General features: G+C 68.2%; 9 protein-coding genes. 4 read left to right on the top strand and 5 right to left on the bottom strand.

Annotated elements, in window-relative coordinates; genetic code table 11:
* Positions 1-16 precede the first annotated feature (16 nt).
* Positions 17-2044, top strand: a complete 2028-nt coding sequence (locus ATI37_RS08605) for a carboxypeptidase-like regulatory domain-containing protein (RefSeq protein WP_117237989.1) — start codon at positions 17-19, stop codon at positions 2042-2044.
* Between the two features lies 1 nt (position 2045).
* Positions 2046-3701, top strand: a complete 1656-nt coding sequence (locus tag ATI37_RS08600; RefSeq protein ID WP_117237988.1) for a S8 family serine peptidase — start codon at positions 2046-2048, stop codon at positions 3699-3701.
* A gap of 137 nt (positions 3702-3838) precedes the next feature.
* Here ATI37_RS08600 and lpdA read toward each other — a convergent pair whose 3' ends face one another.
* The 3 genes from lpdA to ATI37_RS08585 are packed head-to-tail and all read right to left on the bottom strand — an operon-like array spanning position 3839 to position 9094.
* Positions 3839-5206 carry a dihydrolipoyl dehydrogenase gene (gene lpdA, locus ATI37_RS08595; RefSeq protein ID WP_117237987.1) on the bottom strand — a complete coding sequence of 456 codons (1368 nt, stop codon included), beginning with the start codon at positions 5204-5206 and terminating at the stop codon, positions 3839-3841.
* A gap of 1 nt (position 5207) precedes the next feature.
* The gene (gene odhB / locus ATI37_RS08590) at positions 5208-6404 is read right to left on the bottom strand and encodes a 2-oxoglutarate dehydrogenase complex dihydrolipoyllysine-residue succinyltransferase (protein ID WP_117237986.1); all 1197 of its coding nucleotides are present in this window, start codon (positions 6402-6404) and stop codon (positions 5208-5210) included.
* An 11-nt stretch (positions 6405-6415) separates the two neighbouring features.
* Positions 6416-9094 carry a 2-oxoglutarate dehydrogenase E1 component gene (locus ATI37_RS08585; protein WP_117237985.1) on the bottom strand — a complete coding sequence of 893 codons (2679 nt, stop codon included), beginning with the start codon at positions 9092-9094 and terminating at the stop codon, positions 6416-6418.
* Positions 9095-9172: 78 nt separating this feature from the next.
* Here ATI37_RS08585 and ATI37_RS08580 point away from each other — a divergent pair, with 78 nt between their 5' ends.
* Together ATI37_RS08580 and ruvA are read left to right on the top strand one after the other, a co-directional pair.
* Positions 9173-9937, top strand: coding sequence for an enoyl-CoA hydratase/isomerase family protein (locus ATI37_RS08580; protein ID WP_117238573.1), 765 nt, complete (start codon positions 9173-9175; stop codon positions 9935-9937).
* The gene (gene ruvA / locus ATI37_RS08575; protein ID WP_117237984.1) at positions 9934-10509 is read left to right on the top strand and encodes a Holliday junction branch migration protein RuvA; all 576 of its coding nucleotides are present in this window, start codon (positions 9934-9936) and stop codon (positions 10507-10509) included. The genes ATI37_RS08580 and ruvA overlap by 4 nt, the downstream gene beginning before the upstream one ends.
* 83 nt (positions 10510-10592) lie before the next feature.
* Here the strand turns inward: ruvA and ATI37_RS08570 are convergent, their stop codons facing one another.
* Together ATI37_RS08570 and hemQ are read right to left on the bottom strand one after the other, a co-directional pair.
* Entirely contained in the window at positions 10593-11087 is a 495-nt protein-coding gene (locus tag ATI37_RS08570) for a hypothetical protein (protein ID WP_117237983.1), read from the bottom strand.
* Between the two features lie 4 nt (positions 11088-11091).
* A complete protein-coding gene (gene hemQ / locus ATI37_RS08565) occupies positions 11092-11844 on the bottom strand; it encodes a hydrogen peroxide-dependent heme synthase (protein ID WP_117237982.1) in 753 nt (250 codons plus the stop codon).

Genomic DNA, 11844 nt, shown 5'->3' with positions numbered 1-11844 from the left:
AAAGGGAGGTCAATCTATGAGGAGAGCCTGGATCTTGGCGCCACTGGCCCTTGCGGTCCTCGCAGCTTGCTCCCGTCCCCCTGACTTCACCCTCTCCCTCTCCCCCACAAGCCTCACCGTGCAGCAGGGCGGCAGCAACCAAACCACCCTGACCCTCACCCCCCAGGGCGGCTTCACCGGCCCAGTGAACCTGAGCCTGGTGGACAGAAACGGGAACCCAGTCTCCGGAATCACCCTCTCCCCCACCAGCCTGAACGTAACCGGCACCAGCCCCGTGACCCAGACCCTCACAATTAACGTGGCTACGAATGTAGATGCTGACACGTATAACCTACGGGTCCGGGCCAGCTCGGGAAACATCGCCAGGACAGCGGGCCTCACCCTTACGGTCACCGGTCCTATAGGCACGGAAACCCTCTCCGGGATGGTGGTCAGTGAGAACGCCGGTGGCCCAGTGGCCGGCAGCCGGGTCCAGCTCTTCCGGGGAACTACCCTGGTGGCCTCCACCACCACGGACGCCCAGGGCGCCTTCACCTTTGCCAACATCGTGCCCGGCACCTACCGGTTGGAGGTCCGCAAACCCGGCATGGCCGGCAGTGCCGTGGAGGGGGTAAGGGTGCCGGGGATGAGCTTTGTGCGCATCATCCAGATGCCCGCCTTTGACGCCAGCGCTAGCACCACCCCACCTACCCTCATCATCACCCGGGACGGTAACCAGCCCTTGGAAGGGGGCACCTACACCAACACCATCCCCTTCCGCGTCCAGGTGGACACCACCAAAGGCTTGGTTAGGCCCATGCGCCTCATCTACGTGGCCTTGGGCCGCACCCCGGGCGCGGCCTTCATCAGCAACACGCCCACCTCCTCCCGTGCGATCTTTGCCGAATTGGAGGACACAGGTAATCAGAGCCTTTCGGGTACGGCCGTGGCCGGTCTGGGAAGCGCTAGCGGCGAGGAGGTGTTCCTAGAGGTAGTGGCCTACGATTTCAACAGGAACCGTCGCCACTACATTCTGCCCCTCACCTTTGTGAACACCTCTGTCGCCCAAAACAACACGGTTTCCGCCCCCACGGACGTGGCGGCCACAGCCATTACCCTCACCGAGGCCGTGGGCTTTTTCCAGGTGGGGGCTCCACTCAGCCTGACCGTGCCCCTGGCCAGGGGGCAGGTGGGGGAGATGCGCCTGGACCCCAACGCCGTGCCCGAGGGCAGCAACCTCTATGTGGAGGTGCGCTGGTGCTACACGGCCACAGCCGTTCCCTTCGCCTTTGAGATTGAGCGCTCCCAAGATGGCCAGAACTGGACCCGGGTGGGCCTTGTGGGCGGCGCTCAGAGCGCAAGCTGCCCCGCCAACCCCTTCAACCGGCCCTTCTTCTTCCGGGATGTCTCCCCCGACCTCACCCCCGGCGAGACCTACTACTACCGGGTGGTGGCCCGGGGCGCCAACCGAGAGGAAAGCGCGCCCAGCTCCACCACGCCCCTGCCTCCCTTCTTCGCCCCTCTCCTCAGCCCCGCCGACGAGGCCAAGGGCGTTTCCAAAACGCCGGACTTCACCATCGGCCACCCCCAGCTGAGCGTGGGGGCCGACGGCGCCGCCTACAACCTGGTCCTCTGGGACACCCTGACCGGGGATGGCGTGACCTGGCAAACCCTAGCGGGCTCCCTCCTCTTCGTGGAGTTCGGCACCGGAGACGAAGGAAACGAGGTGCCTCAAGGAGAGGCCCTGGTATATGGCTTCCCGGGAGGGAGCTTTACGGTCTTCACGGACACCACAGATCCCAATGGGCCCAACACGGTGCCCGTGGACCTTGCCCAGGGCACCTTCACCCTGCCCTACAACTTTGATGGCTACGCCCAGCTTCCTCAGCTCCAGAGCCTTCGCACCTACGCTTGGCAACTCTTTGTGAGCTACGCCTACAGGTACAACCCCGACGAGGGCTATCGGGTTTCGGCTTACAGTGTCCAGACCTGGCCCAGCTCCACCTCCTTCATTCGCATATCCCGCCCTGGAACCCAGGTCTTTGACTTCACCACGGAGGAGTGAAATGAGGAGGTATCTCTGGACCCTGGCCCTTCTAGGCCTTTTGGGGGCGTGCAACCAAAACGCCCTCCGGCCTCCCCAAACCCCTAACCCCACGCTGGCCTCGAGCGAGAACCTCACCTACATCCAGAACGAGGTGGTGGTGGCCTACCAGGACGAGTCCGCCCTGCAGGAGGCCATCCGCAGGCTGGCGGCCAGGGAGATCGCCCGCATCCCCGAGCTTCGCGCTGCCCTCCTTCGGGTGCCCGGGGATGCCCTCGAGGCCAGCCGGGCCCTGAGAGGGATCCCTGGAGTCCGCTACGCCGAGCCCCACCTGGCCATGGTCCTGGCGCCCAAGGACGATCCCGTGGTGCAGAGGCGGGCTTCCGGAGAGGGGCTAGCCCCTCTGGGCAACCCTCCCGACCAGATCTTTGACCAACTGCCCCAGTACGCCCTAGACCCCCGCCACCTCAACGCCAGGCCTGCTTGGGACTTGGGCTTCTTCGGGGAAGGGGTGATTGTGGCCATCATTGACGACCCCGCTGACGTCACCCACCCCGACCTGGCCGCCAACTGGGCAGGCCTGGCCTACGATCCGGTCACGGGCACCACCTACACCCGGGCCTCCGACTGGACGGCCTTCATCCAGGAGCTCGGCGCCGCTAGCATCTACCACGGCACTTTCGTGGCCTCCGCGGTGAGCGCTGCCAAGGACGGCCAGGGCATCGTGGGCCTCGCCCCCAGGGCCAAGTTCCTCCCGGTGGCCATCTTCCAACCCAACTACGTGGGGGATTTCTTCACCGCACGGGGTGTCGTTTGGGCAGTGAACCACGGGGCCCAGATCCTCAACAACTCCTGGGGCGGGCTGGGCTACGGGAACCTGGTCAAAGAGGCCTTTGACTACGCCCTGGCCAACGGGGTGGTGGTGGTGGCCAGCGCCGGCAACTCCTACAAGGACGAGGTGCGCACCCCCGCGGGCTATCCAGGCATCATCGCCTCCGTGGCCGCCGACGGCAACCGCAACAAGACGAACTTCTCCACCTACGGCCGCCACGTGTCCAGCGCCGCCCCTGGCCTTGACGTTCTCCTGGCCAACCCCACCTGGCTTGGGGGCGGGTACGGCCTCATCTCCGGCACCTCCTTCTCCGGCCCCTACACCGCTGCCGCTGCCGCCTTGGTGAAGGGAGCCTGCCCCGATGCCACCCCCTTCCAGGTGCGCCGAGCGCTGGAAACCACCACCTGGGAGAGGACCTTTACCCGGGAGAAGGGCTGGGGCCACCTGAACGCCGGCAACCTGGCCGTGGAGATCCTGGCTCGAGGGTGCTCTGCCCTGCCCGACAAGGGCTCGGTGGTGAGGATCAAGGTGGAGTACCAGAACCCCGATGGCATCTTCCCCGGCCTCCTGGCGGACGTGATCCTTCGGGGCAGGGGCCTTCGCCCCGGAGACCCCACCGACCCCACCCCCATCTACTGGGCCAAGACGGATGGGAACGGGGAGGCCTGGTTCTACGAGATCGCCCCGGGCACCTACGACATCTACGTGGCCGGGGCGGACCTCGCCGTAACCGGTGGCCTTCCCGAGGAGCGGGGCACCTTCGTGGGCACCCTGGTGGCCAGGCCTGGTTCCAGCCTAGCCCAACCAGACTTTAAGTGGGTGCGCCTCCTGGCCACCCAACCCTAGGCCACCCCTCCCCATCCATCCCCCCGGGCCACCCCCGGGGGGGAAGCTTTGGGACAGGTACCCCGCGGCAGCGGCCCTAGGGCAAGTCCGCCCAGGGCTAGAGGCCAGGTATTACCTGGGGAAACCCCTCGCGGCGCCTAGAGGTGGATGGGCCTCTCCCACGCCGCCAGGGCGGCCTCCTTGAGGATCTCCGAGAGGGAGGGGTGGTGGTGGGGAGCGCGGGCCACGTCCTCGGCGCTTGCCTTGAAGAAGATGGCCAAAGCAGCCTCCGCTAGGACGTCCCCCACCCGGGCCCCGATCCCGTGGACCCCCAGGATGCGGTCGGTCTTGGAGTGGGCCAGGACCTTAATAAACCCTTCCGTCTCCCCCATGGCCCGGGCGCGGCCACTGGCCGAGTAGGGGAACCTCCCCACCTTGTAGGGGATGCCCTGGGCTTTGAGCTCCTCCTCCGTATACCCTACGCCGGCCACCTCCGGGTGGGTGTAGACCACGCTGGGGATGGCCTGGTAGTCCACGTGGCCGAAGCCCTTCGCCATGTGCTCCACCGCGGCGATGCCTTCCTCGCTGGCCTTGTGGGCCAGCATGGGGCCCCGGACCACGTCCCCCACGGCGTAGATGTGGGGGATGCGGGTCCTCAGGTGCCCGTCCACGGGGATCCGGCCCCCCTCGTCGGCGGCGAGCCCCGCATTCTCTAGCCCGAGCCCCTCGGTGTAGGGTCTCCTTCCCACAGCTAGGAGGACCCGGTCTGCCTCCAAGACCTCCCCCCCCTCGAGCTCCACCCGGGCCCCCTTGGCCTCCGGAAAGACCGCCTTCACCCGCACCCCGGTCCGGATCTTCAGGCCCTCCTTCCCGAAGACCTTCGCCGCCGCCCGGGAAAGCTCTGCGTCCATGGTGGGCAGGATGCGGTCCGTGTACTCCAGGACGATGACCTCCGCCCCCAGGCGGTGCCAGACCACGCCGAGCTCGAGGCCGATGACCCCGCCCCCCACCACGAGGAGCCTTTCCGGCACCTCGGGGAAGCTTAGGGCCTCGGTGGAGGTCACCACCCTTTCCCCGTCCACCTGGGCCCAGGGGGGGAGGAGGGGGGCGGAGCCGGTGGCGATGAGGATGTAGCGGGCGGAAAGCTCCTCCCCCGTTTCCTCCACCAGGACCTTCCTCTCCGAGAGGAAGCGGGCCCTGCCCAGGTGGCGGGCGATGCCGTTTTTCTTGAAGAGGAACTCAATCCCCTGGGTGTTGGCCTGGACCACCTTGTCCTTGTGGGCGAGGAGGGCAGGAAGGTCCACCTCCAGCCCCTGGACCCTGGCCCCAAGGAGGCCCTTCCTCACCTCGTAGATGCGCTCGCTGGTCTCCAGGAGGGCCTTGGAGGGGATGCACCCCACCCTGAGGCAGGTCCCCCCCAGGGCCCGCTCCTTCTCCACCACCCCCACCCGCATCCCCAGCTGGGCCGCCCTTATGGCGGCCACGTACCCCCCTGGGCCCGCTCCAACAACGAGGAGGTCGTACACCTCACACCTCCAGGAGGAGCCTCACGGGGTTCTCTATGAGCTCCTTCACCCGGCGGAGGAAGGTGACCGCCTCGCGACCGTCCACGATGCGGTGGTCGTAGGAGAGGGCCAGGTACATCATGGGCCGGACCACCACCTGCCCCTCCCGGGCCACGGGCCTCTCCTGGATGGCGTGCATGCCCAGGATCCCCACCTGGGGCGGGTTGAGGAGGGGGGTGGAGTTCAAGGAGCCGTAGATCCCCCCGTTGGTGATGGTGAAGGTGCCCCCCATGAGCTCCTCGGGCCTGAGCCTCTTGGTGCGGGCCCTTTCGGCGAAGTCGGCGATCTGCTTCTCAATCTCGGCGAAGGAGAGGCGGTCCGCATCCCGGAGGACGGGCACCACCAGCCCCTCCCCTCCCCCCACGGCGATGCCGATGTCGTAGTAGCGGTGGTAGACGATGGCTTGGTCCCGGATCTCGGCGTTGAGCTCGGGGATCTCCTTCAGGGCCTGGACCACCGCCTTGACGAAGAAGCTCATGAAGCCCAGCTTGACCCCATATTTCTTCTGGAAGGCCTCCCCTAGCTCCCGCCTCAGGGCGATGACCTGGGACATGTCCGCCTCGTTGAAGGTGGTGAGCATGGCCGTGGTCTGCCGGGCCAGGAGGAGCCTCTCGGCGATGCGGCGGCGCAGGGGGGTCATGGGCACCACCTCGTCCACCCGCCAGGGCCTATCCGTAGGGGCCTGGACGGGAGGCGCAGGAGGACGGGGGGCGGGGATGGGCTCAGGGGCAGGCGGGGGGGCGGCAGGCCGCTCCTCCAGGTAGCGCTCCACGTCCTCCTTGAGGATCCGCCCCCCTAGGCCGGTACCCCTCACCTCCCCGGGGGCGACTCCGGCCTCCCGCATGACCCTTTCCGCCGCGGGCATGGCCAGGGGGGGCTCCTGGGCGGGGGCCCGGGGCTCTGGCCGGGCCTCGGCTTGGGCCACCCCCTCTTCCAGGAGGGCGATGGCCTCCCCCACCCGGGCCGTCTCCCCTTGGGCCTTGAGGATCTGCTTCAGGGTCCCGGCGAAGGGGGCGGGGAGCTCCAGGGTGGCCTTGTCGGTGATGAGCTCCACCAGGGGCTCGTCGGCCTGGAAGGGCTCGCCCTCCCCCTTCAGCCAAGCGCCGATCTCCACTTCCACGATGGACTCGCCCACGGAGGGGACCTTAAGCTCCTGCACCGTTTACCTCCTCACTGGAAGGCTTCCTCAAGAAGCCTTTCCTGCTCCAGCCTGTGCACCTTGGAGGAGCCCACGGCGGGGCTCGGGGACTCGGGCCGGGCCACCACGCTGAAGGGGTGGCCGTAGATCTCCCCGCAGAAGCGGGCCGAGAGGTACCACCAGGCCCCCTGGTTCACGGGCTCCTCCTGGACGTAGACCACCGGGGTCTCCTTGGGGTAAAGGCCTAGGGCCTCCCTTAGCTCCTCCTCGGGGAAGGGGTAGAGGAGTTCCAGCCGGATCAAGGCCACGTCCTCCGCCCCAAGCTCCCGCCTTTTGGCCAGGAGGTCGTAGTAGACCTTGCCCGAGGTGAGGAGGACCTTCCTCGCCCCCTTGACCCGCTCGGGGAGGACCTTTTGGAAGCGCCCTTGAGCCACCTCCTCCAGGGCGGAGACCACCTCGGGGTGGCGGAGGAGGCTTTTCGGGGTCATGACGACGAGGGGCTTGCGGATAGGGCGCTTCACCTGGCGGCGGAGCAGGTGGAAGAACTGGGCCGGGGTGGTGGGGTAGGCCACCTGGAGGTTGTCCCGGGCCCCAAGCTGCAGGAAGCGCTCCAGCCTGGCGGAGGAGTGCTCGGGGCCCTGGCCCTCGAGGCCGTGGGGGAGGAGGAGCACCAGCCCCGAAAGCCGGTTCCACTTGTCCTCGGCGCTGGCCAGGAACTGGTCGATGTAGACCTGGGCCACGTTGACGAAGTCCCCGAACTGGGCCTCCCAGAGGACGAGGCCCTCGGGGTAGTCCAGGCTGTAGCCGTACTCAAACCCCAGGACCCCGGCCTCGGAGAGGGGGGAGTTCCATATCTCCACCTCCGCCTGGCCCTCGGCCAGGTGCTGGAGGGGGATGTAGGGCTCGCCCGTCTCGTAGTCGTAGAGGGCAGCGTGGCGCTGGGTGAAGGTGCCCCTCAAGGCGTCCTGGCCCGTAAGGCGGACCCGGTGGCCCTCCACCGCCAAGGAGGCGAAGGCCAGGGCCTCGGCCGTGGCCCAGTCTAGGGGGCGCTTCCCCTCGGCCATCTCCCGGCGGGCCTCCAGAAAGCGCTTGAGCTTGGGGTGGACCTGGAAGCCCTCGGGGACCGAGGTCAGGCGGAGGAGGAGGTTCCTTAGGGTCTCCTTGGGCACCCCGGTGTCCACCTCCGGCACCAGGCGGTCCTCCCCCCCCACGTACCCCTGCCAGATGCCGGAAAGCCCGTGGGGCACCACGGGGCCGGGCTCGGCCTTGACCCGGGCGAACTCGCTCTCCAGGCGCTCCAGGTAGGCCTCCTGCCAGGCCTGGACCTCCTCCCCGGAGAGGACCCCTTCGGCCAGGAGGCGCTCGGCGTAGACCTTCCAGGGCTCGGGGCGCCTGGCGATCTGGGCGTACATCCCCGGCTGGGTGAAGGTGGGCTCGTCGGTCTCGTTGTGCCCCCGGCGGCGGTAGCCCACAAGGTCTATGACCACGTCCTTGCCATAGCGCCCGCGGTAGTCCAGGGCCAACCTCAGGACGAACCAGAGCTCGTCCAAGGCCTCGGCGTTCACGTGGAAGATGGGGGCCCCCACCATCTTGGCGATGTCCGTGGGGTAGCGGCAGGAGGTGTACTCCGAGGGCAGGGTGGTGAAGCCCAGCTGGTTGTTGGCCACCACGTGGAGGGTTCCCCCCACCCGGTAGCCCGGAAGCCCGGAGAGGTTCAAGGTCTCCTGGACAATCCCCTCCCCGATGAAGGCGGCGTCCCCGTGGACCAAAACCGCCAGGCCCCGCCGCCTCTCCCGGTCCCCGAAGCGGTCCTGCTTGGCGCGAAGCCTTCCCAAGGTCACGGGGTTCACGAACTCCAGGTGGCTGGGGTTGAAGTTCAAGGAGACGTGGACAGGGCCGAAGGCGGTCATGCGGTCCGTGGAGAAGCCCAGGTGGTACTTGACGTCCCCGGAATAGCCCTCGGGGAAGATCTCCTCAAACTCGCGGAAGATGCGCTCAAAGGGCTTGTCCGCCACGTGGGCCAGGACGTTCAGGCGCCCCCGGTGGGCCATGCCGATGACCACCTCCCGCACCCCGTGCCGGGCCGCCTCCTCCAGGGTCTCCCCTAGGAGGGGAATGAGGCTTTCCAGGCCCTCCACGCTGAAGGTCTTGGCCCCCAGGTACTTCCGCTGCAGGAAGGCCTCAAAGAGGCCTGCCTCCAGAAGCCCCTTGAAAAGCCGCCTCCGCACCTCCCGGGGGGGCTTGGGCCAGGGGGCTTCGATTTGGGCCAGGAGCCAGGCCCGTTCCTCGGGGTCCACGTGGGCGAGCTCAAAGCCCACGGGGCCCAGGTAGGTGGCCTTCAGCCTCTCCAAAAGGGCCTCCAGGGTGGGGGCCCCGAAGAGGGGGGGTAAGGGTCTACTGAGGTCCCCCGAGGAGAGGCCGTGGGCCTCGAGGGCAAGCCCCTTGGGCCAGGGCCTTTCCCGGCCCAGGGGGTCGATCCGGGCCGCCAGGTGGCCCAGCTCCCGATAGGCCTGGACCAGCCTTTCCACCCTGAGGAAGAAGGCCGGGTCCAAAGCCTCCCCCACCGGGGGGGCCAGGGGTTCTCGTCGGCCGCCCTCCAAGGCCAGGGCGGAGAAGTAGCGCCGCCACTCCTCGGGAAGGGAAAAGGGGTCCTCCAGGTAGGCCTGGTACAGGGCTTCCAGGTAGCCTTGGCTTTCCAGCGTGAGCTCCATCCTGCCTCCTAGGGGGCATACCCCCTTCACTACGCTACACCAAAAAGCGGTGTAGTGCCCAAGCCTTACAATGGGGCCATGGTCCTCAAGGAGCGTCAAGAAGGCGTGCTGGTCCTCACGCTCAACCGGCCCGAAAGGCTCAACGCCCTCACGGGAGAGCTCCTGGAAGCCCTCTTCGCCGCCCTAGAGGAGGCGAACCGGGACCAGGGGGTGCGGGCTCTCCTCCTCACCGGGGCGGGGAAGGCCTTCTCCGCGGGCCAGGACCTCATGGAGTTCGGCGAGGCCAAGCCCGACTACGAGGCCCACCTCCGCCGCTACAACCGGGTGGTGGAGGCCTTGAGCGCCCTGGAGAAGCCCCTGGTGGTGGCCGTGAACGGGGCGGCGGCGGGGGCGGGGATGAGCCTGGCCCTCTGGGGGGACTACCGCCTGGCCGCCACGGAGGCCAGCTTCACCACCGCCTTTCTCCGCATCGGCCTGGTGCCGGATTCGGGGATGAGCTTCCTCCTGCCTCGGCTGGTGGGCCTGGCCAAGGCCCAAGAGCTCCTCCACCTATCCCCCCGCCTCTCGGCAGAGGAGGCCCTGGCCCTGGGCCTGGTGCACCGGGTGGTGCCCGGGGAAAGGCTCGTGGAGGAGGCCCTAAGGCAGGCCCAGGAGCTGGCCCAAGGCCCCACCCGGGCCCACGCCCTCACCAGGAAGCTCCTCCTGGAGACCTACCGCCTCTCCCTCACCGAGGCCTTGGCCCTCGAGGCCATCCTCCAGGGGGAGGCGGGGCGCACCCTGGACCACGAGGAGGGGGTGAGGGCCTTCCGGGAGAAGCGTCCGCCCCGCTTCCAAGGGCGATGATCCGCTACCTCCAGGGCGTGGTCCTGAGGAAGGAGGGGGAGGGTTTCCTCCTCCTGGTGGGCGGGGTGGGCTTCTTCCTCCAGGCCCCCGCGCCCTTCCTAAAGGCCTTGAAGGAGGGGGAGGAGGTGGGGGTCCACACCCACCTCCTCCTCAAGGAGGAGGGGCTCGCCCTCTACGGCTTCCCCGAGGAGGCAAGCCTAAGGCTCTTTGAGCTGCTCCTCTCCGTGAACGGGGTGGGGCCCAAGGTGGCCCTGGCCCTCCTCTCCGCCCTGGGCCCCGGCCTCCTGGCCCAGGCCCTGGCCGAGGGGGACATGAGGCTCCTCACCTCGGCGAGCGGGGTGGGCAGAAGGCTCGCCGAGCGCCTGGCCCTGGAGCTCAGGGACAAGGTGCCTAAGGACCTCCTTGCCGGGGAGAGGGTAGAAAGCCAGGAGGCCGAGGCGGCCATCCAGGCCCTGGCCGCTTTGGGCTTCAAGGAGGGGCAGGCCCGGGGGGTGGTCCTGGACCTCCTGGCCCAAAACCCGGGGGCCAAGGCCCAGGAGCTCATCAAGGAGGCCCTGAGGCGCCTGCGCTAGGGGCCTTGCGCCCGGGTTTCGCCACGGGGCCCAGGCCAAAGCCCTGGGGCCCCCATGCTGGCGCAAGCCAGCATGGGGTGGTATTAGCCCAGGTCGTCCAGGGCCTCCCGGAAGCCCCGGGGAAGGGCCAAATACCCCCCCTCGGCCAGGGCCAGGGGGAAGAGGGCCTCCAGAGGCCCTTCCAGGAGGACCACCTGCCGCCCCTTGAGGAGCCTCACCCCCTGGGGAGGCGGGGCCTCGAGGCCAAAGGGAAAGAGGGCCAAGGCCCCCGCCTCCGGCTCCCCCATCCCCCGGTCCAGGAAGAGGGCCACGGGGACCAGGTAGCCCATGAGCCGGGTGCGGTGGGCCTCCCGCCTCAGGACCTGGAAGGCCCTGGGGTCCTCCGCCCCCTGGAAGAGGAGGAGGTCGGCCTCGGCCGAAAAGCCTACTAGGCTATAGGCCCTGAGGAACTCCCCCCGCTCGCGGAAGCGGTGGAGGAGGAGGGCGAACTCCTCCTTGAGGTGCTCCTGCCCCTCGGCCTCCAGGCGGCGGAACTCGGGGAGAAGCCGGAAAAGCCCCAGGGCCCAGTAGCGCTCCATACCCCTATCCTACGCTCAAAAGCCTGGCCAGGGCCTCCTCGTCCAGGTATCTGCCCACGTAGAAGGGGCCAAACTCCCCGTAGCGGGCGGAGACCTCGTCAAAGCGCATCTCGTAGACGATCTTCTTGAACTGGACGGGGTCCTCGCTGAAGAGGTCCACCCCCCACTCCCAGTCGTCCAGGCCCTGGGCCCCGCTGATGACCTGGAGGACCCTGCCCTGGTACTTCCTCCCCGTCTCCCCGTGGGCCCGCATGAGGTGGGCCCGCTCCTTGGCGGGGAGCAGGTACCAGTTGTCCCCCCCTTCCCGCCTCTTGTTCATGGGGTAGAAGCAGACGTAGCCCCCCTTGGGCACCTTGGGGGTGAGGCGGGGCTTCACGTAGGGGGCCTCGGGGTCCAAGGGCCTTTCCTGGCTTCCCAGCTCCACCACGGAGTAGAAGCCGTAGGCGGGGAGGAGGTACTCGGCGAGGAGGCTCCTGTTGAGGGCGGCCTCCACTTCCAAGAGCTCGTCCAACCCTTCCCTCAGGTTTAGGAAGAGGAGGTCCGCCTTGTGGGTGACCACCTGGTAGACCCCAAAAGACCCCCGCCCCGCCTCCTCCACCCGCCGCCAGGCGGCGAGGAGGTCCAAAAGCTCTTCCCAGGCGGCCTGCCGCTCCAAAGGCGGGGCCTTCCGCCAGCGGGGGAAGTCCAGGAGGCGGAAGTCGTGGAGGATGTGCCAGCCCTCGAGGGTGTGGGTGGGTTCGGGCACGCGGCCTTCCAT

The sequence above is a fragment of the Thermus sediminis genome, from assembly GCF_003426945.1.
Classification (GTDB): domain Bacteria; phylum Deinococcota; class Deinococci; order Deinococcales; family Thermaceae; genus Thermus; species Thermus sediminis.
Note: the sequence above shows the minus strand (reverse complement) of the source record. Positions and strands in the feature narration are given on the sequence as shown.

Coding starts and splice junctions, on each gene's coding strand:
- ATI37_RS08605 (WP_117237989.1), top strand. CDS start 17: ATGAGGAGAGCCTGGATCTTGGCGCCACTGGCCCTTGCGGTCCTCGCA.
- ATI37_RS08600 (WP_117237988.1), top strand. CDS start 2,046: ATGAGGAGGTATCTCTGGACCCTGGCCCTTCTAGGCCTTTTGGGGGCG.
- ATI37_RS08585 (WP_117237985.1), bottom strand. CDS start 9,094: ATGGAGCTCACGCTGGAAAGCCAAGGCTACCTGGAAGCCCTGTACCAG.
- ATI37_RS08580 (WP_117238573.1), top strand. CDS start 9,173: ATGGTCCTCAAGGAGCGTCAAGAAGGCGTGCTGGTCCTCACGCTCAAC.
- ruvA (WP_117237984.1), top strand. CDS start 9,934: ATGATCCGCTACCTCCAGGGCGTGGTCCTGAGGAAGGAGGGGGAGGGT.
- ATI37_RS08570 (WP_117237983.1), bottom strand. CDS start 11,087: ATGGAGCGCTACTGGGCCCTGGGGCTTTTCCGGCTTCTCCCCGAGTTC.
- hemQ (WP_117237982.1), bottom strand. CDS start 11,844: ATGGAAGGCCGCGTGCCCGAACCCACCCACACCCTCGAGGGCTGGCAC.